We start from the raw sequence: 22,091 nt of genomic DNA on the forward strand, positions 1-22,091 counted from the left end.
AGCTGGTAAGGTGTTAAAGCCGCATCCGGCAGCTGTAAAAATCCTCTACCGCAGTAACTAACGAGTAGCAAAAACGATGAGTCTTAACCTGGTAAGTGAACAACTGCTAACCGCGAATGGCCTGAAGCATCAGGATCTGTTCGCCATTCTCGGTCAACTGGCCGAACGTCGCCTGGATTATGGCGATCTCTATTTTCAGTCGAGCTATCACGAATCCTGGGTTTTAGAAGATCGCATCATTAAAGATGGTTCTTATAACATCGATCAGGGTGTCGGTGTTCGGGCGATCAGCGGTGAGAAAACAGGCTTTGCCTATGCCGATCAGATAAGTCTGCTGGCACTTGAACAGAGCGCCCAGGCCGCGCGCACTATTGTCCGTGACAGTGGTGATGGAAAAGTACAAACCCTGGGCGCTGTTGAACACTCCCCGCTGTATACCGCTGTTGATCCGCTGCAAAGCATGAGTCGTGAAGAGAAGCTGGATATCCTGCGTCGCGTCGATAAGGTCGCTCGCGAAGCGGACAAGCGCGTACAGGAAGTGACTGCCAGCCTGAGTGGTGTCTATGAATTAATCTTGGTTGCTGCCACTGACGGTACGCTGGCAGCCGATGTTCGCCCCCTGGTGCGCTTGTCTGTCAGTGTGCTGGTAGAAGAAGACGGCAAACGTGAACGCGGCGCAAGCGGTGGTGGCGGTCGTTTTGGTTATGAATTTTTCCTTGCAGATCTGGACGGTGAAGTCCGTGCAGACGCCTGGGCGAAAGAAGCGGTGCGTATGGCGCTGGTCAATCTTTCAGCTGTTGCGGCACCAGCAGGGACAATGCCGGTAGTTCTCGGTGCAGGCTGGCCGGGGGTATTGTTGCATGAAGCGGTCGGACACGGGCTGGAAGGCGACTTTAACCGCCGTGGCACTTCCGTCTTTAGTGGTCAGGTGGGTGAGCTGGTTGCCTCAACGCTGTGTACTGTGGTTGATAACGGTACGATGGTTGATCGCCGTGGTTCGGTGGCGATTGATGATGAAGGCACTCCGGGTCAGTACAACGTGCTGATTGAAAACGGCATTCTGAAAGGCTACATGCAGGATAAACTCAACGCACGTCTAATGGGCATGACGCCGACCGGGAATGGTCGCCGTGAATCTTATGCTCATTTGCCTATGCCGCGTATGACCAATACTTACATGCTGCCAGGCAAATCTACTCCGCAGGAAATTATTGAATCTGTTGAATATGGTATTTATGCGCCGAACTTTGGTGGCGGCCAGGTTGATATCACTTCCGGTAAATTCGTTTTCTCCACCTCAGAAGCGTATCTGATTGAAAATGGCAAAGTGACGAAACCGGTAAAAGGTGCAACGTTGATCGGTTCTGGGATCGAAACCATGCAGCAGATCTCCATGGTCGGCAACGACCTTAAACTGGATAATGGCGTTGGTGTCTGCGGCAAAGAGGGGCAAAGTCTGCCTGTGGGGGTAGGGCAACCTACACTCAAAGTTGATAACCTGACGGTTGGTGGTACAGCGTAATCTGTGCAGGCCTGATACGACGTCAGCGTCGTATCAGGCACAGGTCGCCACCAGATGTGACATGAGTGCTGATAGTTAATTACTTCTCTTTTCCTCGCCCGTGCATCTCCTGGAACAGTTTTGCCACCTCGACAAAGTAATCCGTCAATGAGTTAATCACCACCTGCACCTTCAGAGGCATTTTATCCTTTTCAGTGTACAGGGCATAAACCGGGCGCGGGTCCGACTGATAACGTGGCAGCAAGATCTCCAGTTCTCCACGGTTGATCTCATTGATCACCCACATCAGTGGAACATATGCTATCCCTGCGCCTGCTGTCAGCCAGCGTACCAGAGTCATGGGATCGTTGGTGACAAACCGTCCTTGTGGGATCAACCGTGTAGAGATCCCTTCCGGGGCGATCAGCTCAAATTCGTTATCCGGTCGTACGCTGTATTCAAGCCATGAATGGCTGCTAAGGTCGGCAGGTTTTTCTGGTATGCCATACTGGCTGAGATAGCTTTTAGCGGCGCAAACCACCATCGGCATCGCGCCAAGGCGACGTGAAAACAGGCTTGAGTCTTGCAAGGCACCGACACGAATCACCACATCCAGACCATCAGCGATCAGATCAGGAGCCGGAATACCGGTCACCAGATTTACGGTTAAACCGGGGTACTCTTTTAATAATTTGGCAGTTAGTCCGGCGAGAACATTTTGCGCCATAGTTGAAGAACAGCCGATCCGTAGTGTACCAATAGGGGTGTTGTTAAAGGCGTAAAGTTGCTCATGAACATCACGAACTTCATGTAGCATCCTGCGGCAACCCTGATAGTAAATTCGACCCGCTTCAGTCAGCCCGATACTACGCGTACTGCGATTCAACAGCTTAACCTGCAACTCATCTTCCAGTTTAGAGACAGTTTGACTGATGGAGGAAACACTCATCTGTAGCTGTCTGGCGGCGGCAGTAAAAGAGCCAAATTCAACAACTTTGGCGAACACCGACATGCGTTTTAGTCTTTCCATTATTCACTCTGGCTTAAAAGTGATTTAGATCACATTATATAGATAACAGCATAACAGTTACGCTAATATATTAATTATCAATTAACAGCTATGTCGTTCTCACCTGGCTTTTCTTGCCCTTCTCTGCGGTGACATAGTCTGACAACTACATCATCTGCGCTCTCTAAAGTTATCAAGGTCAACATGAGTCTGTTTCCCGTTATCGTGGTGTTTGGTCTTTCCTTCCCACCGATATTTTTCGAGCTGCTGTTATCACTGGCGATTTTCTGGCTGGTGCGTCGGGTCTTAGTGCCGACGGGCATCTACGATTTTGTCTGGCATCCCGCGTTGTTTAACACTGCGCTCTATTGCTGTCTCTTCTACTTGATATCGCGCCTGTTTGTTTGAGGTTTAAGTGAAAACACTAATAAGAAAACTCACGCGTACGGCGATTACGCTGGTACTGGTTATCCTGGCATTTATTGCCATTTTTCGCGCCTGGGTCTACTACACGGAGTCACCGTGGACACGTGACGCCCGCTTTAGCGCCGATGTGGTGGCTATCGCCCCGGATGTTGCCGGACTCATCACTAACGTCAATGTTCATGATAACCAGTTGGTGAAAAAAGGGCAGGTTCTGTTCACTATCGATCAGCCACGTTATCAAAAAGCACTGGCAGAAGCGGAAGCTGATGTCGCGTATTACAGCGTGCTGGCACAGGAAAAGCGCCAGGAAGCGAGTCGTCGTAATAGGCTGGGTGTACAGGCGATGTCTCGTGAAGAGATTGACCAGGCGAATAACGTCCTGCAAACGGTGTTACACCAGTTAGCGAAAGCTCAGGCAACTCGTGACTTAGCTAAACTCGATCTTGAACGTACCGTGATCCGCGCGCCTGCTGATGGCTGGGTAACTAACCTGAATGTATATACTGGTGAATTTATTACCCGAGGTTCAACGGCGGTTGCACTGGTAAAACAGAACACCTTCTATGTGCTGGCCTATATGGAAGAAACAAAGCTGGAGGGTGTTCGTCCTGGTTACCGGGCGGAAATTACACCGCTGGGCAGTAACCGTGTGTTAAAAGGCACTGTTGATAGTGTTGCTGCCGGGGTAACTAATGCCAGCAGTACCCGCGATGCCAAAGGTATGGCGACCATTGATTCAAATCTGGAGTGGGTTCGTCTGGCACAACGTGTACCCGTACGGATTCGCCTCGACGCACAACCAGAAAATTTGTGGCCCGCAGGTACCACAGCAACGGTGGTGGTTACCGGGAAAGATGATCGTGACGAGAGTCAGGATTCATTCTTTCGCAAAATGGCCCACCGACTGCGTGAGTTTGGTTAATCACGATGGGCATTTTTTCTATAGCTAACCAACATATTCGCTTTGCAGTCAAACTGGCGAGCGCCATCGTGTTGGCGCTGTTTGTCGGTTTCCATTTTCAGCTGGAGACGCCACGCTGGGCGGTATTGACGGCGGCAATTGTCGCCGCTGGCCCGGCGTTTGCTGCCGGTGGAGAGCCTTACGCCGGGGCAATTCGTTATCGCGGAATGTTGCGTATTATTGGGACGTTTATTGGTTGTATCGCCGGGTTGGTGATTATCATCGCTATGATCCGTGCGCCACTGCTGATGATTCTGGTGTGTTGTATCTGGGCTGGATTTTGTACCTGGATCTCATCGCTGGTACGGGTTGAAAATTCGTATGCGTGGGGGCTGGCAGGCTATACCGCGCTCATTATCGTCATTACCATTCAGCCAGAACCTTTGCTGACGCCGCAGTTTGCGCTTGAACGTTGCAGTGAGATTGTCGTCGGTATTGTCTGCGCAATTGTGGCGGACCTGATCTTTTCGCCGCGATCGATCAAACAAGAAGTGGATCGTGAACTGGATAGCTTGCTGGTGGCCCAGTATCAACTGATGCAGTTGTGTATCAAACACGGTGAAGCGGAGGAGGTGGACAAAGCCTGGGGAAATCTGGTGCGGCGGACAACAGCCCTGGAAGGGATGCGCAGCAATCTTAATATGGAATCTTCCCGCTGGGCGCGGGCAAATCGACGCTTAAAAGCACTTAATACGTTATCGCTGACATTGATTACTCAATCATGCGAAACCTATTTAATTCAGAACACCCGACCAGAACTGATCACCGAGACTTTTCGGGAGTTCTTCAGCACTCCTGTTGAAACTGCTCAGGATGTGCATAAGCAGCTTAAGCGTTTACGTCGCGTTATTGCATGGACAGGAGAGCGTGAAACGCCCGTGACGATTTATAGTTGGGCAGGGGCGGCGACACGTTATCTGTTGATCAAACGCGGGGTTATCAGCAACACCAAAATTAGCGCTACGGAAGAAGAGATCTTACAAGGTGAGCCGGTGGTGAAAGCCGAGTCAGCCGAACGCCACCACGCAATGGTTAACTTCTGGCGAACCACGATTTCTTGCGTGTTGGGAACATTGTTCTGGTTATGGACCGGCTGGACTTCTGGTAGTGGGGCAATGGTGATGATTGCTGTTGTAACATCACTGGCAATGCGGCTGCCTAATCCTCGAATGGTGGGAATCGATTTTATCTATGGCACGCTGGCGGCACTGCCGTTGGGGTTACTCTATTTTTTGGTGATCATCCCCAATACGCAACAAAGCATGTTGTTGTTATGCCTGAGTCTGGCAGTGCTGGGATTCTTCCTTGGTATTGAAGTGCAAAAACGTCGACTGGGTTCGATGGGGGCGCTGGCCAGTACAATTAACATCATTGTGCTGGATAACCCGATGAAGTTTGAATTCAGTTTGTTCCTGGATAGCGCGCTTGGACAGATTGTCGGCTGCGTGTTGGCATTTACCGTCATTTTGCTGGTGCGTGATAAATCCCGGGATCGCACCGGACGTGTGTTGCTAAATCAGTTTGTCTCAGCGGCTATCTCTGCCATGACGACTAATGTCGTGCGACGTAAAGAGAATCACCTTCCGGCACTTTATCAGCAGCTGTTCTTGTTAATGAATAAGTTTCCTGGTGATTTGCCGAAGTTTCATCTGGCATTGACGATGATTATTGCTCATCAGCGTTTGCGCGATGCACCCGTACCGATTAACGACGACTTATCTGCATTTCATCGTCAGATGCGGCGCACTGCCGATAAGGTGATTTCTGCACGCAGCGATGATAAACGACGTAAATATTTTAGCCAGCTGCTGGAAGAGCTGGAGATTTATCAGGAGAAATTGCGGATATGGCACGCACCGCCACAAGTCACCGAGCCGGTGAAGCGACTTTCAGGCATGTTGCATAAGTATCAACATGCGCTGACAAGCAGTTAAGTATGAAAACCGATGCCAACAGCGTCGGTTTTTTTACGCCTATACTTAGTCGTTGTGCGGATAATCTGATCACTATGTCATGTGGAAAGCCGACGGAAAAAATGGTGCAGTTGATGAATATCTATACTTTTGATTTTGATGAGATTGAGAACCTGGAAGATTTTTTCCGTGAGTTTACCCAAACGTTTGGACTTACCCGGGATCAGGTACGCGATCTTGACTCATTTTGGGATGTCATCATGGAGGATAAGCTACCGCTGCCACTGGAAATTGAGTTTATTCATGTCCATGACAAAACGCGCAGGCGTTTTGGCGCTCTGATTCTTTTATTTGATGAAGCGGAAGAAGAACTGGAAGGGCACTTGCGCTTTAATATGCGTCATTAAGATAAAAAAAGCCCCCGGCAGTTGGGGGGCAATATCGTCGGACTTGACGATGAGGGTTTATTTGTACAGTTCGGCCGTGGCGTGCCAGGTATCGCCGCTACGTGCTTCAGTGATCTGATAGGCTGATGCCCCTTTCTCTTCTGCTTTTTTGTTGAGCATTTCACGCATATCCATTGGCGAAGAAGCAACGCCACTAACGGATACCGTACCGATTGCTTCACGATTTTGCGCCTGATTAGCATTAATGGAGTCAGCAGCGAACGCACCAAAAGACAGTACGGAGAGGACACTCAGGGCAGCAACAGTTGTTTTCATTTTCATATTATTTCACCTCGTAGAATTCTTTATCAGGGCCTTTATTTCGTGACCCTCATCACAAAATCAAGTATACACTAGTTGCGTGAATAATTAATACCTGGCTAATTATTTGCAGTGATATTAATTGTTAACAAATCTTAAAATCATAACAAATATGAATCATTTCATTTTTTAATTGTTGATAAATCAATGAGATGTGAATTGCCAGGAAATAGACCTGATTTACATTTTGTATTCATATCATCAATATGAGGTCGCTAATAAAGGCACTCAATGCTAAAGCAGGTAGGTGAAAGGCCATGGAGAAAACGGGGAGTGGCGAAAGATTTCCCCCGTCTGGCGACGGGGGAAAGGGATTAAAGTTCTTGTTCGAACAGTTCCAGAATAGCTTCGTACAGTTCTTTCACTGAGAAGCCGCTGGCGGGCGTGGTAAAGATTGTGTCATCACCGGCGATGGTGCCGAGAATCCCCTCTGCTTTACCCAAAGAGTCAAGCAGGCGAGCAATCAGTTGCGCCGCGCCTGGGCTGGTATGAATTACCACAACGGCATCGTTATAGTCGATGTCCAGCACCAGGTTTTTCAATGGGCTGGATGTTGTCGGTACACCCAGTTCCGCCGGGAGGCAATAAACCATTTCCATTTTGGCGTTACGAGTACGCACTGCGCCAAACTTCGTCAGCATGCGTGAGACTTTAGACTGATTGATATTGTCAAAGCCTTGTTCCTGCAACGCGACGACGATTTCGCCCTGTGAACTAAACTTTTCTTCTTTAAGTAGCGCTTTGAACGCTCTAACTAATTCTTCTTGCTTTGCCGAGCTTCGCATAAGTCACCCGTAATATGGCAGTAGAAACAACATTATTGTGCATACAGATGAATTTTTATGCAAACAGTCTGCCCTGATGAGGGCTGAAATAATGTTATGAAAGAGCAGAATTTTATCAAATTTCGTTATCAAGAAACATGCCTGTGTCACGGCTCGCAAATCTCGTCAAAAGTAAAAAAAATGTTATGAAATTGATGTTGTTTTGGTCAAATAGTACGGTATATTGTCAATACCTGTTGGAAAGTTGTTCTGTTGTGTGGGTGGCTATAATCAGGAAAATTAAATACATAAAAGCTAAATTCGCGTGAGTACACATTCTTAGAGTGTGGTTATTGTATTCATTGAATTTCTGAATTAAGGTCGCCGCCGCGGAGCAACAAATATTTAGCTAATCAATATAATAAGGAGTTTAGGATGAAAGTCGCAGTCCTCGGCGCCGCTGGTGGTATCGGCCAGGCGCTTGCACTACTGTTAAAAACCCAACTGCCTTCAGGTTCAGAACTCTCCCTGTATGACATCGCTCCAGTTACTCCCGGCGTGGCTGTTGATCTGAGTCACATTCCTACTGCTGTAAAAATTAAAGGTTTTGCTGGTGAAGACGCTACCCCAGCCCTCGAAGGTGCTGATGTGGTGCTGATTTCTGCGGGCGTTGCGCGTAAACCAGGTATGGATCGTTCTGACCTGTTCAACGTGAATGCTGGCATTGTGAAAAATCTGGTCCAGCAAATTGCGACCACTTGCCCGAAAGCCTGCATTGGTATCATTACTAACCCGGTTAACACGACTGTTGCTATTGCAGCAGAAGTGCTGAAAAAAGCGGGTGTTTATGACAAAAACAAACTGTTCGGCGTAACCACGCTGGATATTATCCGCTCCAATACTTTTGTGGCAGAGCTGAAAGGCAAACAACCTGACGAAATCGAAGTTCCGGTAATTGGCGGCCATTCCGGCGTGACCATTCTGCCCCTGCTGTCACAGATTCCGGGCGTGAGCTTTACCGAGCAAGAAGTTGCTGATCTGACTAAACGTATCCAAAATGCGGGTACTGAAGTGGTGGAAGCAAAAGCCGGTGGCGGATCTGCGACATTGTCGATGGGGCAGGCCGCAGCACGCTTTGGTCTGTCATTGGTTCGTGCGCTACAGGGTGAAAAAGGTGTGGTGGAATGCGCCTATGTAGAAGGTGATGGCCAATATGCGCGTTTCTTCTCTCAGCCACTGCTGCTGGGTAAAAACGGCGTAGAAGAACGTAAATCAATCGGCAAACTGAGCGCTTTTGAACAGAATGCGCTGGAAGGTATGCTGGATACACTGAAGAAAGATATTCAGCTGGGTGAAGCGTTCGTTAATAAATAAGCGAATTTGTATCACCACAACGATAAACCGGAGTAATGCCTCCGGTTTTTTGTTCTTGCAGATCCTCACTGGAATTACTAACCCACGTCACAAATCTGTTAAACTCCCGGCGTCTTTAGTGACAGCTGATGGGGATGTTGTGAAGAAAATCGAAAGAAAGCAAACCAGGGATCAGATCTCTCAAATCATTCGCTACGAAATTTTGTCCGGCAATATACAGGCCGGCGATGAACTGGCGCAGGAGAGTATTGCTGAGCAACTGGGGCTTTCAAGAATGCCGGTCAGAGAAGCATTACAAGCCCTTGAACAGGAAGGTTTTTTGATCCGTTTGCCAAACCGCCATATGCAAGTGGCGAAACTGGCGGCTGATGATGTCAGTCAGATCTTTCGTGTCATTGCGGCAATGGCTGCTGAGCTGTTTGCCTTAATTCCATCGGCGGCAGGCGAAACACTTAAGCAACTTGCCCGGAGCCTGGCGCAGCCCGGAGATAAATCTCGTGAGTTGGAATTTCATCTGACACTCGTATCATATATTGATAACCGTTATCTTTCGAAAGCCTACCAGCAGTTTCTGGATGGCTACATCTCTTATGTCATTTTGTATCTGAAAGAGGATAGCCAGGAGTCAGCGCTACTTTTACGCGAACTCAGTACAGCCATCGGCAAAGGTGAACGCGATGAAATAGTGCAGGTCACTCTGCGTTACTTCCTCTCATTAGCAGAAATTATGCGTCAACATATGAAGGATTTGGAAATTGCCGAGACCTAAGTTAGGGAAAATTAAGCTTCTTTCAGCGAAAGAACAGGTCGCAGCGGTATTACGCAAGGCCATACTGTCTCGTGAGCTGGTGGAAGGACAGGAGATCACCCTGGAAGGTATTGCCAGTATGGTGGGCGTCTCCAGTATGCCCGTGCGCGAAGCATTTCAGATTCTGGCGGCAGATGGACTGATTAAAGTACGACCAAACAAAGGTGCGGTTGTGCTGGGTATTAAGGAACAAACTATTCGTGAACACTACGAGATCCGGGCATTGCTGGAGAGTGAAGCCGTGGCGAAAGCCTCGCGCCCTGGAGTCGATATTTCACGCATTGCTCAGGTGTACTATTCGGCGGAGAAAGCCCTCGCTGATAATAATTCTGCTGAATATTCCGACCTGAATCAGGCGTTTCATATGGAAATCTGGAACGCTGCGGGTAATGAAAAAATGAAAATGCTGCTTTCCAATATGTGGAATGGCCTGTCGATGGGTCATAAAGTGACGGAAGAGCAATATGCCGGTATTTCCATTCAGGAACATAAAGGTATTTTAGAAGCTCTTGAAAAAAATGATGAAAAACTGGCCCGTCAGCGTATGCATGACCATATTATTCGCTCAATGGAAAACATGCTAACCCGCTACGTAGACGATCCCGCCGCCTGATCTGATCGTCTGCACCTCCTGTGCAGGCGATATTAATCATTGATATAACGAATAAATTTCCCATCGAAACCGTTTTCTGACGATCTTGATTTAGATCGCAAAACTGATCCATTTCTTAAAAACGCGTTGACTTCGCCTGGCGCGAGGCATAATTTTCGTCCCAACAATATTGGATACAATATCATATATCATTGATAGGATAATTATAAATATGGAACCCATTACCATCACCCTATGTTTACTGGTCTTTGCCATAGCTATGTTTGTGTGGGAAAAAGTGCCGCTGGCGGTCACTTCTATGATCGTTTGTGTTGCGCTGGTCATTACCGGTGTGCTCAACGTTAAACAGGCTTTTGGCGGTTTTATCGACAATAACGTCATTTTATTTGTTGCGATGTTTATTGTTGGCGGTGCGCTATTCGAAACCGGAATGGCGAATAAAGTAGGCGGCGTTATCACTCGCTTTGCCAAAACCGAAAAGCAGCTCATTTTCACCATCATGCTGGTGACTGGATTGATGTCCGGTGTTCTTTCCAACACCGGAACAGCAGCGGTGTTGATTCCGGTAGTTATCGGTGTGGCAGCAAAATCAGGTTTTAGTCGCTCACATCTGCTGATGCCACTGGTGTTTGCTGCGGCGCTCGGCGGCAACTTATCGCTGATTGGTGCGCCGGGTAACCTGATTGCTCAGTCCGCTTTACAGAATATTGGTAGTGGGTTTGGCTTTTTTGAATACGCCAAAATCGGCCTGCCCATGCTGGCTTGCGGCATTTTTTACTTCCTGACAATTGGCTATAAATTCCTGCCTGCTAACTCGAATGGTGGTGCGGTTGGTAGCGTGGGCGAGCAACGAGATTACAGCCATATACCACAGTGGAAGCAGATCCTGTCTATGGTGGTATTGATCGCCACGATCCTTGGCATGATCTTCGAAAAACAGATCGGTATTAGTCTGGCAGTGATCGGTTGTGTTGGGGCGCTGGTGTTAGTGGTGACAGGTGTCCTGAATGAAAAACAGGCCTATAACGCTATTGATTCGCAGACCATTTTTATCTTCGGCGGCACGCTGGCGCTGGCAAAAGCACTGGAGATGACAGGTGCTGGCAAACTGGTTGCTGACTATGTCATTAGCATGTTGGGACAAAACTCCTCACCTTTTATGTTACTGGTGGCGGTGTTTACCTTATCGGTGATTATGACCAACTTTATGTCTAACACTGCGACAACAGCGTTGCTGGTGCCCGTAAGTTTGTCGATTGCAGCTGGAATGGGCGCAGATCCACGTGCTGTTTTAATGGCAACAGTTATCGGCGGTTCCTGTGCCTACGCCACACCCATTGGTATGCCAGCAAATATGATGGTGCTCTCGGCTGGCGGCTATAAGTTCATCGACTACGCCAAAGCTGGCATTCCCCTGATTATCGTTTCAACCATTGTCAGCCTGATTTTGCTGCCAATTCTTTTCCCCTTTCACCCGTAATTAACGCAACTGTCCTTTTCAAGGAGCAATTATGAGCAAAAGCGAACAGATATCCCATATGACCAATATTATGGCCAGGTTTGTGGGATATACCGGCAAAGTACTGCCTGATGATGTCACCGCAAAACTGGAAGATTTACAGAAAAAAGAGACCAGCCAACTGGCGAATGTCATCTTTACCACCATGTTTGATAACCAGCGTCTGGCAAAAGAACTGGATCGTCCGTCTTGTCAGGATACCGGCGTAATCCAGTTTCTGGTGGAGTGTGGTACGAATTTTCCACTGATTGGCGAACTGGAAGCACTACTGCGTGAAGCGGTGATCAAAGCGACCGTTGACTCTCCACTACGGCACAATAGCGTCGAAACCTTTGATGAATACAACACCGGAAAAAACGTGGGTAAAGGTACGCCAACGGTGTTCTGGGAGATTGTTCCCAACTCTGATCAGTGCAGCATTTATACCTATATGGCTGGCGGTGGCTGCTCTTTGCCGGGTAAAGCGATGGTATTAATGCCGGGCGCAGGCTACGAAGGTGTGACACGCTTTGTGCTGGATGTGATGACCAGTTACGGGCTAAATGCTTGTCCGCCGCTGTTGGTAGGTGTTGGTGTGGCGACCTCTGTAGAAACGGCTGCATTGCTGTCGAAAAAAGCGCTGATGCGCCCGGTTGGTTCTCATAATGAAAATGAACGGGCTGCATCACTGGAAAAAATGCTTGAAGAGGGCATTAATAAAATTGGATTAGGTCCTCAGGGAATGTCTGGTAATACATCCGTGATGGGCGTGAATATTGAAAATACTGCACGTCATCCTTCCACAATTGGTGTAGCAGTAAACGTTGGGTGCTGGTCGCACCGCAAAGGCCATATCGTTTTCGATAAAGATTTAAATTATACCATTACGTCTCATACAGGAGTGACTCTCTAATGACTAAAAAAATCCTGACTACGCCAATTAAAGATGAAGACCTCGCAGATATTAAAGCGGGAGATATTATTTATCTCAATGGTCATATTGTAACGTGTCGTGATGTTGCGCATCGCCGATTAATTGAAGGTGGTAGAGAACTGCCGGTTAATATCGAAGGTGGCGCAATTCTTCATGCCGGACCGATTGTTCGTCCGATTGCAGGATCTGATGACAAATTTGAAATGGTCTCTGTTGGGCCTACCACCAGTATGCGTATGGAAAAATTTGAGAAAGAATTTATTGCGCAAACCGGGGTAAAACTGATTGTCGGTAAAGGTGGTATGGGAAAAGGCACTGAAGAGGGTTGTGCTGAACATAAAGCTTTGCATTGTGTTTTCCCTGCTGGTTGTGCGGTTGTTGCTGCGGTCTGTGTTGAAGAAATTGAAGATGCACAGTGGCGCGATTTAGGGATGCCGGAAACATTGTGGGTTTGCCGGGTTAAAGAGTTTGGCCCTTTAATTGTTTCAATTGATACTCATGGCAATAACCTGTTCGAGCAAAATAAAGTTATCTTTAATCAGCGTAAAGATATTGTTGCTGAAGAAATATGCCAGAACGTCAGCTTTATTAAATAACGTCTGATTTAACCTTGCGCACAATAAAGGTGTCTGTTGGTGATTTTTAAAAAGTATCGCCGGTCTGTAGGCCTGGGGAAGTCCATACTTATTTTTTAAGTCGCTTATAGCACCATTATTGTGCCTTCTTTTTGAAGGCTATTGTATGTCAGTCGTTGTAAACCTTTATTTACCGGAAGCATCAACTGGCGATAATTGCCGAAAAGCTTAATTGTCTGTCTGATGTTCATGCCATTAAAGACGCTTTGCATACCGTCAGACCTGGCTGATATGGAAACGCTGGCTGTAGAGATGGGGTACACACCTGGAGTGTTGGCCTTGTCCTATAAAATAGCGATAGCTTCTGGTGTTGCGCTGCTGGTGGTGGCCGGGTTTCTCGCCAGATTCCCGGCCGGGCCAATATTGTTGATTAAATACAGCTCCCCAGGCGGGGAGCTTTATCAGTTTGTTGCCGGGTATTCCTGAATGGTGACCTGGAATGTTAACTGCCTGTCGTCACGCATTACTACTACCGGAATCACTGAACCAGGGCGAATTTCGGCAACCTGATCCATTGTCTCCAAAGCGGAAACTGCAGGTTTGTTGTTCACGGAGATAATCACATCATTAACCTGAATACCTGCCAGAGCTGCCGGGCCATCCGGGGAAACTTCATTAACCACTATGCCCTGGAGTTGATCAATCCCATTAGCCTGGGAGTGCATCGGGGCAATTTCACGTCCGCCAATACCGATAAATCCACGAATTACCCGGCCATCACGAATCAGCTTATCCATAATTTTGGTTGCTAACTGGAAAGGAATCGCAAATCCAATCCCTTCTGGTGTTTCGCCGTCATTACTCTTATCAAAGGACAGTGTGTTAATACCCATCAATTCTCCCAGCGTATTTACCAGTGCACCACCGGAGTTACCGTGGTTGATGGAGGCGTCGGTTTGTAGGAAGTTTTGTCTTCCGCTGGGATTCAGACCAATACGCCCGGTAGCGCTGATGATCCCCTGAGTAATGGTCTGCCCCAGGTTGTAGGGATTACCGATAGCCAAAACCACGTCGCCAATGTGCGGTGTACGATTGGCATTAATTGGAATTGTCGGCAATCCACCGGTGGCGTTGATTTTCAAAACGGCCAGATCAGTCAGGCTGTCGGAGCCTACCAACAAGGCTTCAAATACACGACCATCCTGTAATGCGACGATAATTTGATCCGCATCGCTGATCACATGTTTATTGGTAATGATATAACCGCGCTGATCCATGATAACCCCGGAGCCCAGTCCACGGATCTCAAGTTTATTGCGGGAAGTGCTGTTAACTGCACGGTTATAGACGTTGACCACAGCCGGAGCTGCGCGGCGAACGGCCGGGTTGTAGCTGGCTGGCGTCTCATCGGTACTGTCATATTGCGGTGCAGAAAAAGGATTGATTGTCCGCAATGAGGGCATGGCGACCAGCAGCACGGCGCCAACAATTAAACCAATAGCAACTGAACGTAAGAGCTTCACAAACATGATGGAGGCGTCATAAAAATAAGGAACGGGAGCAGCATACCATGAGTTAACCGGACATCACACGTAAGGCTGATGCCCGGTTTGCTACATTAACGCAGGAGGAGATAAAGGGTGTCGTTGCCACGCAAAATCTGCAAAGCAATGATCGCCGGTTTTGCTTCCAGTGTTTTACGCATCTCAGCAATTGAGTTCACGCGATCACGGTTAATTCCAATAATCACATCGTCTTTCTGCAGGCCTGATTGTGCCGCCGGACTGCTTTTCTCAATATTTTCAATGCGGATACCTTTGGTACCATCTTTTAGTTGTGTATCGCTAAGCGTTGCGCCCTGTAGCGCTGGGGCGATCATCTCTGCGCTGGCAGAAGATGAGGTGCTGGTATCCAGCGTGACTTCAACCTCCAGTGGCTTGCCATTACGCAACAGGCCCAGTTTGACTTTAGTGCCAGGTTCGGTCGTGGCAATGCGGGAACGTAGCTCGGCAAAGCTGGTCAATGGCTTCCCATTGAGACTAGTGATGATATCGCCTGACTTGATACCTGCTTTCGCTGAACCGGAGTTTGGCATGACTTCACTGACAAATGCGCCACGTTGCACATCCAGCTTGAACGCTTTGGCGATATCAGCGGTCATCTCCGTACCTTTAATTCCGAGCAACCCACGTTTTATCTCGCCGAAATCAATCAGTTGCTGAGCCAGAGTGCGCGCCATATTACTTGGGATGGCGAAGCCAATACCTACACTGCCCCCACCAGGTGCCAGAATAGCAGTATTAATCCCAATCAGTTCGCCATTAAGGTTAATAAGGGCACCACCAGAGTTACCCCGGTTGATTGAGGCGTCAGTTTGAATAAAGTTTTCCAGACCTTCCAGATTTAGCCCGCTACGACCTAACGCCGAGATAATCCCGGAGGTCGCGGTTTGCCCCAGACCAAAAGGGTTACCCACCGCCACGGCAAAATCACCGACACGTAATTTGTCGGAATCAGCAATGGTAATTTGTGTCAGTTTGCTGGGATTTTGAATTTGCAACAGGGCGATATCGCTCTGATCGTCGCTACCAATCAGTTTCGCATCGAACTCGCGCCCATCATTGAGCTGGATGCTGATTTTCTGCGCCTGATTTATGACATGGTTATTGGTGAGAACATAGCCTTTAGCTGCATCGATAATGACACCTGATCCGAGTCCTTCAAAAGGCTGTGAAGGTCCTTCTGGCAGGTCATCGCCAAAAAACTTTTTGAATTCTTCCGGTATATTCTGGCTTTGAACAGCTGTGCCTTCGACTCGAACGCTGACCACCGCAGGTAATACTTTTTCCAACATGGGGGCGAGGCTGGGTAAAGGTGCCTGACCAGCAACCTGGCCGGGAATTGATGCTGCGGCCTGATACGGTGCCGCGAGAATTAACCCGACACTTAACGCTAATGCACTCAACAGCTGGGTTTGCTTTTTCATATTCCGGCTCTCGTACCTTGAGTGATAAGGAAAATCGATTCAAAACAGATTGATGTTATTGAATTTCTAATCTGCGAACAATCAGATGTCAGATTAAATGATAGTCGGGCCAGGACAGAAGAGGAGGGCGCAATGGCTGCGCCCGAAAAATAAATTAATCGCGTTTTGCGCCACTACGCAGCAGGCCGGAAGCGCCTTCGGAATAGTCACGCGGCATTTGCACCGGTGCCTGATCATTACTGGCTTCAGATTCCGCCAGACGGTTGCGGAACGGGTTAGCCTCCGCAGACAGCTCCGGCAGCAGGTTGCTGGAGCTTTTCGCCATATGCTGGTACAGCTGGCGATAGTCGTGCGCCATGGTGTCCAGTAATTCGGCGCTGCGGGCAAAGTGGTTAACCAGCTCTTCGCGGTACTCATCCAACTCAGCTTTATTTTTTTCCAGTTCGTACTGCAACGCCTGTTGTTGACGTAATTTACGATTACCAAAACGCATGGCCACGGCACCGATAATGATGCCGACGACTAACCCAATTAGCGCATATTCCCAGGTCATGAACATCTCCCGTTGTCTTTTGTTTCCGTAGGGTGTTGGCTTCAGGCTCCATGCCTGCGGCTGATAATGCCACTATAACCGTTAATCCCGTAGAAGTGGAATCCCGACAGCATATCACGTAGTGTAGAACGGCCTTTTTTTCGCCAGGCATGAACTACGACAGATAAAGTATTCGAGGAATAACAATAACATCATGCAAAGCTTTACCCCAACATCGCGTTACCTCCAGGCTCTGAAAGAGGGTAGTCACCAACCGGACGACGTACAAAAAGAGGCGGTGAATCGACTGGAAACGATTTATCAGGAGTTAATTAACGGTACGCCAACAGCGCCCAAAGCGAGCGGGTTAATGGTGCGGATCGGAAAACTGCTGGGAAAACGCGAAGATACAACTAATGCACCCGTGCGCGGGTTGTATATGTGGGGCGGGGTAGGTCGTGGGAAAACCTGGCTGATGGACCTTTTCTATCAAAGCTTGCCGGGAGAGCGGAAACAGCGTCTGCACTTTCACCGTTTTATGCTGCGGGTACATGAAGAGCTAACTGCTTTGCAGGGGCAGACCGATCCGCTGGAAATTATTGCCGATCGCTTTAAAGCCGAAACTGACGTGCTCTGTTTTGACGAATTTTTTGTTTCTGATATTACCGATGCCATGCTACTTGGCGGCCTGATGAAAGCCCTGTTCGCCCGCGGTATTACCCTGGTAGCGACGTCCAATATTCCGCCGGATGAACTTTATCGAAATGGCCTGCAACGTGCGCGTTTTCTGCCTGCAATCGATGCCATTAAACAGCATTGTGATGTAATGAACGTGGACGCTGGTGTTGATTATCGACTGCGTACGCTCACTCAGGCGCACCTGTGGCTTTCGCCACTCAACGATGAAACCCGGGCGCAAATGGATAAACTATGGTTGGCGCTGGCGGGGGCGAAACGAGAAAATTCACCGACGTTAGAAATCAACCATCGGCCGTTGGCGACAATAGGCGTCGAGAACCAGACGCTGGCGGTCTCTTTTACTACGCTGTGCGTTGATGCCCGCAGTCAGCATGACTATATTGCGCTCTCACGTCTCTTTCACACGGTCATGTTGTTTGATGTACCAGTCATGACGCGGTTGATGGAGAGCGAAGCGCGGCGCTTTATTGCGCTAGTGGATGAGTTTTACGAGCGCCATGTCAAATTAGTGGTGGGTGCAGAAGTGCCGCTATATGAAATTTATCAGGGCGAGCGGCTGAAATTTGAGTTCCAGCGTTGCCTGTCACGTCTGCAAGAGATGCAAAGCGAAGAGTATCTGAAGCGCGAGCATTTAGCGGGTTAAAACCTGCCACAAATCACAAAAAGGGGTCGATCTTTGACCCCGACTTCTCTATAATCCTGCGACCCCACGTTACAAGAAAGTTTTTTTCCCAAAACTTTTTGTGTGCTGGCATAGGCTATTCGAAGGGGTAGGTTTGCCGGACTTTGTCGTGTGAACCTCAACAATTGAAGACGTTTGGGTGTTCACCAACGTGTAACTATTTATTGGGTAAGCTTTTAATGAAAACTTTTACAGCTAAACCAGAAACCGTAAAACGCGACTGGTATGTTGTTGACGCGACCGGTAAAACTCTGGGCCGTCTGGCTACTGAACTGGCTCGTCGCCTGCGCGGTAAGCACAAAGCGGAATACACTCCGCACGTAGATACCGGTGATTACATCATCGTTCTGAACGCTGACAAAGTTGCTGTAACCGGCAACAAGCGTACTGACAAAGTGTACTATCACCACACCGGCCACATCGGTGGTATCAAACAAGCGACCTTTGAAGAGATGATTGCTCGCCGTCCTGAGCGTGTGATTGAAATCGCGGTTAAAGGCATGTTGCCAAAAGGCCCGCTGGGTCGTGCTATGTTCCGTAAACTGAAAGTTTACGCGGGTAACGAGCACAACCACGCGGCACAGCAACCGCAAGTTCTTGACATCTAATCGGGATTATAGGCAATGGCTGAAAATCAATACTACGGCACTGGTCGCCGCAAAAGTTCCGCAGCTCGCGTTTTCATCAAACCGGGCAACGGTAAAATCGTAATCAACCAACGTTCTCTGGAACAGTACTTCGGTCGTGAAACTGCCCGCATGGTAGTTCGTCAGCCGCTGGAACTGGTCGACATGGTTGAGAAACTGGACCTGTACATCACCGTTAAAGGTGGTGGTATCTCTGGTCAGGCTGGTGCGATCCGTCACGGTATCACCCGCGCTCTGATGGAGTATGATGAGTCCCTGCGTGGCGAACTGCGTAAAGCTGGCTTCGTTACTCGTGACGCTCGTCAGGTTGAACGTAAGAAAGTCGGTCTGCGTAAAGCACGTCGTCGTCCGCAGTTCTCCAAACGTTAAGTGCGACGAGAGTCGCCCTTTGCGTCGGAAGTTGTTGTTTTTAAACAACTTTCGGAGAGTCGAAAAGCAAGCTATCATGTTTTTCGACATTTTGCAAGTCCTTTTTGGGGCAGTGTTTTTCTGCTGCCCCTTAAGGGGCTTGCAGTGTAGTAAACTGGCCAAAAGCGGATTGTCCCAACGATCATTTATGATCGTCCTCTGGGATATGGAGTTAACATGTCTGCGGGAGGTTTCTCATCCCGTAAAAGCACCAGTAGCAGACGATATTTCTCTCTGAAGCACTGCCGTCATCCTGAAGTGATATTTCCTTCGGGAAATTCTCTTCAACAGGAAACAGTGTAAGACATTCCGGTAACGGATGTGACCATTGTAATGATCAAGATGAGGGTTTCCCTCGTGGGATCCTGTCTTATGTAATCGTTGTGAAACCGTCAGAGGATGTGGATCAGCATTATCGGTTCGCGCTTCTCTGGATAACATCCGTGATCAAACTTGCAAAACAAGGGCTAAAGCTGTAGTCGTCATTGTTGAACCCGATAGCAGGGGAGTCAACCCGTTGTATGACCAACGGTAGCCTAGGGATAGTGCAGAACTGGTAACGGTTTTGTGCGGAGCTTCCTGACAATGTACCCCCGTAACAGGCGTGTAATTACCGTGAGGTAATCATGCGGATACTACCAGCAACAGGGTGGTTGAGGGGCTAGGCTGAGAGGAAAGACGAACGTAAGTGAATTGTCTGTTTAAACGTCGTAATAGAGAAAGAGCCAAAGTTGCTGACAGGCTCTGACCAAAAGGTACGTGGCGGGTTATTCCACTTTAACGTTGGAATACGTCATCACCAAAGCCACCGGCGGACAAGGCAGCGTCTTCACCTTTCGTGTGATGATTATGGAACTCGGTAAGCCTGTATCTCTGCCCGAAAGGGCAGGCGACCCGTAAGGGAAGCTGTCGGAGGTGCAGGTAAGGGAAGACGGAAAAAGCGAATGCCGTGCTGTAATGGCACGGATAACGGGGTGAAACATACCCGTACCCGAAAGGGGGCAGACTTCCGTCTGGTCTTTCATCGTAAGATGGCAGGCTAATTCTCTGTGGGATAAGGAAAGAGAATGGAGGCCGGGATATCACGGTGATATCCCTCGCGCACCATACTCAATCATACAAACCATGTTGTGGACAGTAGGCAGAATAACGGTAAGACCGTGATTTTCCTCTGACCAGTAACGTGAGGACGTTAACCCAGAGGATATCATAAATTACCGGACAATCTGCTGACCTCTGCATCACAGGAGGAAAGCATGATTAAGCGAGAAGAGCATAACCCGAAAGGGGAGCATTCTTCAAGCCCAGCGTACTCCGGTCATCTGAGTCACTGGCACCGGATTAACTGGTCAAAAGTGACGCAGGTGGTGAGAGGATTGCAGGTACGGATTGCGAAGGCAGCACAGGAAAGCGACTGGCGCAGGGTTAAAAACCTGCAAAGGAAGCTGACCCACTCGCCGTATGCGAAAGCACTGGCAGTCAGGCGGGTGACAGAAAACCAAGGCAAACGGACGGCAGGTGTCGACCGTGAACTCTGGAATACGCCCGAAGCGAAGTGGAATGCTATCGGACGGTTAACCGCAAAAAGGTATAAACCTCGGCCATTACGCAGGGTTTATATTCCCAAAGCGGATGGAAAGAAACGCCCTCTGGGTATTCCGACTATGAAAGACCGTGCGATGCAGGCACTTTATCTTCTGGCACTTCAGCCTGTTGCGGAGACAACGGGGGATACGGGCTCTTACGGATTCCGTCTCAACCGCTCCACGGCAGATGCCATTACTCACTGTCATATGACATTGTGTAAGGCAGGCTCTCCGAAATGGCTGCTGGATGCAGATATTAAAGGGTGTTTCGACCATATCAGCCATAACTGGCTGCTGAAACATGTTCCGTTGAATAAACGGATATTGCAGAAGTGGCTGAAAGCAGGTGTGGTGGATATGGGCGAGTTGAAGGAGACAGAAGAAGGCACGCCACAGGGGGGAATTATTTCCCCGACACTGGCAAACATGGCGCTGGACGGGCTGGAAAAACGACTGGCTGAACATTTCGGTGAGAAAGCCAGCCGGAAAATCCGGCAGTTCAAAGTGTATCTTATCCGGTACGCCGATGATTTTGTTATTACGGGAATAACGCAGGACTTGCTCCAGCATCAGGTGAAACCCGTAGTGGAAGCTTTCCTCGCTGAGCGGGGATTATGGCTTTCAGAGACAAAAACGCACATCGTGCATATCGATAAGGGATTTGAATTTCTGGGCTGGATGGTCAGGCGATATAAAGGGCATATTCTGATAAAGCCGTCACGGAAGAATGTGAAAGCATTTTACCGTAACATTAAGGCGACAATCACGAAATATGGCTCTGCCCGACAGGAAAACCTGATAAGGAAGCTTAACCCGAAGATACGCGGATGGACAAACTACCACAGCCATCAGGTGGCCAGTAAAGCGTTTGGCCGTATGGATGCACTGATATGGCGGGCGTTGTGGCGGTGGGCAAGCCGGAGACACCCCAATAAGGGTAAGCGCTGGGTGAAGGAGAAATACTTTCACACAACGGCAACCCGAAACTGGGTATTCGGAACACAGGTCTTTGGTAATGAAGGTATGGAATGGCTGAATCTGCGGTATGCAGGGGATGTCAAAATAAAGCGACACCAGAAAGTGAGAGCGGGCTTCAATCCGTTTTTACCGGAATGGGAGTTGTATGGTGAAGAGCTGACACGGAAGCGGATGCTGGAACATCAGGCACACCGCAGACAATGGCAGATGCTTTACCTGCAACAGAAGGGAAAATGTGCTTTATGTGGTCAGACTATTACGAGAGCGACGGGATGGCATGACCACCATATCATATACAGAGTACACGGAGGCGATGACACACTGGATAACAGGGTACTGGTACATCCGGTCTGTCATACTCAAATCCATGCTTTAGGGTTAAACGTGGTGAAGCCGACCGCTCAGGAGGTTAACAGAAAGGCTTGAGCCG

21 protein-coding genes and 1 pseudogene are annotated in these 22,091 nt (G+C 48.7%); 16 read left to right on the forward strand and 6 right to left on the reverse strand.

What is annotated here, in order from left to right; all coding sequences use genetic code 11:
* Positions 1-76 precede the first annotated feature (76 nt).
* Positions 77-1,522, forward strand: a complete 1,446-nt coding sequence (gene tldD / locus K0335_RS04520) for a metalloprotease TldD (protein ID WP_219393743.1) — start codon at positions 77-79, stop codon at positions 1,520-1,522.
* Between the two features lie 79 nt (positions 1,523-1,601).
* Here the strand turns inward: tldD and aaeR are convergent, their stop codons facing one another.
* Positions 1,602-2,531 (reverse strand): HTH-type transcriptional activator AaeR, encoded by a 930-nt coding sequence (gene aaeR / locus K0335_RS04525; protein ID WP_000440325.1) that lies wholly within the window; start codon positions 2,529-2,531, stop codon positions 1,602-1,604.
* Positions 2,532-2,714: 183 nt separating this feature from the next.
* Between aaeR and aaeX the strand changes: the two genes are divergently transcribed.
* The 4 genes from aaeX to K0335_RS04545 all read left to right on the forward strand — a co-directional run bounded on the left by aaeX (position 2,715) and on the right by K0335_RS04545 (position 6,217).
* Entirely contained in the window at positions 2,715-2,918 is a 204-nt protein-coding gene (aaeX, locus tag K0335_RS04530; protein ID WP_000051841.1) for a p-hydroxybenzoic acid efflux pump operon protein AaeX, read from the forward strand.
* Positions 2,919-2,925: 7 nt separating this feature from the next.
* Positions 2,926-3,858, forward strand: a complete 933-nt coding sequence (gene aaeA / locus K0335_RS04535; RefSeq protein WP_000854044.1) for a p-hydroxybenzoic acid efflux pump subunit AaeA — start codon at positions 2,926-2,928, stop codon at positions 3,856-3,858.
* 5 nt (positions 3,859-3,863) lie between these two features.
* Positions 3,864-5,831, forward strand: a complete 1,968-nt coding sequence (gene aaeB, locus K0335_RS04540; protein ID WP_219393744.1) for a p-hydroxybenzoic acid efflux pump subunit AaeB — start codon at positions 3,864-3,866, stop codon at positions 5,829-5,831.
* Positions 5,832-5,944: 113 nt separating this feature from the next.
* Positions 5,945-6,217 (forward strand): hypothetical protein, encoded by a 273-nt coding sequence (locus tag K0335_RS04545; RefSeq protein WP_219393775.1) that lies wholly within the window; start codon positions 5,945-5,947, stop codon positions 6,215-6,217.
* A 57-nt stretch (positions 6,218-6,274) separates the two neighbouring features.
* Here K0335_RS04545 and yhcN read toward each other — a convergent pair whose 3' ends face one another.
* A complete protein-coding gene (yhcN, locus tag K0335_RS04550) occupies positions 6,275-6,538 on the reverse strand; it encodes a peroxide/acid stress response protein YhcN (protein ID WP_000782936.1) in 264 nt (87 codons plus the stop codon).
* Between the two features lie 353 nt (positions 6,539-6,891).
* Entirely contained in the window at positions 6,892-7,362 is a 471-nt protein-coding gene (gene argR / locus K0335_RS04555; RefSeq protein ID WP_001257854.1) for a transcriptional regulator ArgR, read from the reverse strand.
* Between the two features lie 414 nt (positions 7,363-7,776).
* Between argR and mdh the strand changes: the two genes are divergently transcribed.
* The 7 genes and pseudogenes from mdh to K0335_RS22420 all read left to right on the forward strand — a co-directional run.
* Entirely contained in the window at positions 7,777-8,715 is a 939-nt protein-coding gene (gene mdh / locus K0335_RS04560; RefSeq protein ID WP_000861594.1) for a malate dehydrogenase, read from the forward strand.
* 139 nt (positions 8,716-8,854) lie between these two features.
* Positions 8,855-9,484 carry a GntR family transcriptional regulator gene (locus K0335_RS04565; protein WP_024256539.1) on the forward strand — a complete coding sequence of 210 codons (630 nt, stop codon included), beginning with the start codon at positions 8,855-8,857 and terminating at the stop codon, positions 9,482-9,484.
* The gene (locus tag K0335_RS04570; protein ID WP_001137891.1) at positions 9,471-10,136 is read left to right on the forward strand and encodes a GntR family transcriptional regulator; all 666 of its coding nucleotides are present in this window, start codon (positions 9,471-9,473) and stop codon (positions 10,134-10,136) included. Before K0335_RS04565 ends, K0335_RS04570 begins: the two co-directional genes overlap by 14 nt.
* A 211-nt stretch (positions 10,137-10,347) precedes the next feature.
* Positions 10,348-11,616, forward strand: coding sequence for an SLC13 family permease (locus K0335_RS04575; RefSeq protein ID WP_000433387.1), 1,269 nt, complete (start codon positions 10,348-10,350; stop codon positions 11,614-11,616).
* 31 nt (positions 11,617-11,647) lie between these two features.
* Positions 11,648-12,547 carry a L(+)-tartrate dehydratase subunit alpha gene (ttdA, locus tag K0335_RS04580; protein ID WP_000045353.1) on the forward strand — a complete coding sequence of 300 codons (900 nt, stop codon included), beginning with the start codon at positions 11,648-11,650 and terminating at the stop codon, positions 12,545-12,547.
* A complete protein-coding gene (ttdB, locus tag K0335_RS04585; RefSeq protein ID WP_000162409.1) occupies positions 12,547-13,164 on the forward strand; it encodes a L(+)-tartrate dehydratase subunit beta in 618 nt (205 codons plus the stop codon). The genes ttdA and ttdB overlap by 1 nt, the downstream gene beginning before the upstream one ends.
* A gap of 182 nt (positions 13,165-13,346) precedes the next feature.
* Positions 13,347-13,569: pseudogene (locus K0335_RS22420) on the forward strand (oxaloacetate decarboxylase subunit beta); the annotation flags it as partial.
* A 35-nt stretch (positions 13,570-13,604) separates the two neighbouring features.
* On the opposite strand, the gene degS reads toward K0335_RS22420, so the two are convergent.
* The 3 genes from degS to zapG all read right to left on the reverse strand — a co-directional run bounded on the left by degS (position 13,605) and on the right by zapG (position 16,682).
* Positions 13,605-14,672, reverse strand: coding sequence for an outer membrane-stress sensor serine endopeptidase DegS (degS, locus tag K0335_RS04595; RefSeq protein WP_000497731.1), 1,068 nt, complete (start codon positions 14,670-14,672; stop codon positions 13,605-13,607).
* An 89-nt stretch (positions 14,673-14,761) separates the two neighbouring features.
* Complete coding sequence (gene degQ / locus K0335_RS04600) at positions 14,762-16,129, reverse strand: serine endoprotease DegQ (RefSeq protein ID WP_000745036.1); 1,368 nt, start codon at positions 16,127-16,129, stop codon at positions 14,762-14,764.
* Positions 16,130-16,283: 154 nt separating this feature from the next.
* Complete coding sequence (zapG, locus tag K0335_RS04605) at positions 16,284-16,682, reverse strand: Z-ring associated protein ZapG (protein WP_104920057.1); 399 nt, start codon at positions 16,680-16,682, stop codon at positions 16,284-16,286.
* A 193-nt stretch (positions 16,683-16,875) separates the two neighbouring features.
* Between zapG and zapE the strand changes: the two genes are divergently transcribed.
* The 4 genes from zapE (at position 16,876) to ltrA (ending at position 22,087) form a co-directional block, all read left to right on the forward strand.
* Positions 16,876-18,003: a cell division protein ZapE gene (gene zapE / locus K0335_RS04610; RefSeq protein WP_219393745.1), complete on the forward strand. Its 1,128-nt coding sequence runs from the start codon at positions 16,876-16,878 to the stop codon at positions 18,001-18,003.
* A 218-nt stretch (positions 18,004-18,221) separates the two neighbouring features.
* Positions 18,222-18,650: a 50S ribosomal protein L13 gene (gene rplM / locus K0335_RS04615; protein ID WP_000847559.1), complete on the forward strand. Its 429-nt coding sequence runs from the start codon at positions 18,222-18,224 to the stop codon at positions 18,648-18,650.
* Positions 18,651-18,665: 15 nt separating this feature from the next.
* Complete coding sequence (gene rpsI, locus K0335_RS04620; protein WP_000829815.1) at positions 18,666-19,058, forward strand: 30S ribosomal protein S9; 393 nt, start codon at positions 18,666-18,668, stop codon at positions 19,056-19,058.
* 1,295 nt (positions 19,059-20,353) lie between these two features.
* Positions 20,354-22,087 carry a group II intron reverse transcriptase/maturase gene (ltrA, locus tag K0335_RS04625; protein WP_219393746.1) on the forward strand — a complete coding sequence of 578 codons (1,734 nt, stop codon included), beginning with the start codon at positions 20,354-20,356 and terminating at the stop codon, positions 22,085-22,087.
* The last annotated feature ends 4 nt before the right edge of the window (positions 22,088-22,091 follow it).

It is taken from the genome of Escherichia sp. GZ89 (assembly GCF_019366485.1).
Classification (GTDB): Bacteria; Pseudomonadota; Gammaproteobacteria; order Enterobacterales; family Enterobacteriaceae; genus Escherichia; species Escherichia fergusonii.

Coding starts and splice junctions, on each gene's coding strand:
- tldD (WP_219393743.1), top strand. CDS start 77: ATGAGTCTTAACCTGGTAAGTGAACAACTGCTAACCGCGAATGGCCTG.
- aaeR (WP_000440325.1), bottom strand. CDS start 2,531: ATGGAAAGACTAAAACGCATGTCGGTGTTCGCCAAAGTTGTTGAATTT.
- aaeX (WP_000051841.1), top strand. CDS start 2,715: ATGAGTCTGTTTCCCGTTATCGTGGTGTTTGGTCTTTCCTTCCCACCG.
- aaeB (WP_219393744.1), top strand. CDS start 3,864: ATGGGCATTTTTTCTATAGCTAACCAACATATTCGCTTTGCAGTCAAA.
- K0335_RS04545 (WP_219393775.1), top strand. CDS start 5,945: ATGAATATCTATACTTTTGATTTTGATGAGATTGAGAACCTGGAAGAT.
- yhcN (WP_000782936.1), bottom strand. CDS start 6,538: ATGAAAATGAAAACAACTGTTGCTGCCCTGAGTGTCCTCTCCGTACTG.
- argR (WP_001257854.1), bottom strand. CDS start 7,362: ATGCGAAGCTCGGCAAAGCAAGAAGAATTAGTTAGAGCGTTCAAAGCG.
- mdh (WP_000861594.1), top strand. CDS start 7,777: ATGAAAGTCGCAGTCCTCGGCGCCGCTGGTGGTATCGGCCAGGCGCTT.
- K0335_RS04575 (WP_000433387.1), top strand. CDS start 10,348: ATGGAACCCATTACCATCACCCTATGTTTACTGGTCTTTGCCATAGCT.
- ttdA (WP_000045353.1), top strand. CDS start 11,648: ATGAGCAAAAGCGAACAGATATCCCATATGACCAATATTATGGCCAGG.
- ttdB (WP_000162409.1), top strand. CDS start 12,547: ATGACTAAAAAAATCCTGACTACGCCAATTAAAGATGAAGACCTCGCA.
- degS (WP_000497731.1), bottom strand. CDS start 14,672: ATGTTTGTGAAGCTCTTACGTTCAGTTGCTATTGGTTTAATTGTTGGC.
- degQ (WP_000745036.1), bottom strand. CDS start 16,129: ATGAAAAAGCAAACCCAGCTGTTGAGTGCATTAGCGTTAAGTGTCGGG.
- zapG (WP_104920057.1), bottom strand. CDS start 16,682: ATGACCTGGGAATATGCGCTAATTGGGTTAGTCGTCGGCATCATTATC.
- zapE (WP_219393745.1), top strand. CDS start 16,876: ATGCAAAGCTTTACCCCAACATCGCGTTACCTCCAGGCTCTGAAAGAG.
- rplM (WP_000847559.1), top strand. CDS start 18,222: ATGAAAACTTTTACAGCTAAACCAGAAACCGTAAAACGCGACTGGTAT.
- rpsI (WP_000829815.1), top strand. CDS start 18,666: ATGGCTGAAAATCAATACTACGGCACTGGTCGCCGCAAAAGTTCCGCA.
- ltrA (WP_219393746.1), top strand. CDS start 20,354: ATGATTAAGCGAGAAGAGCATAACCCGAAAGGGGAGCATTCTTCAAGC.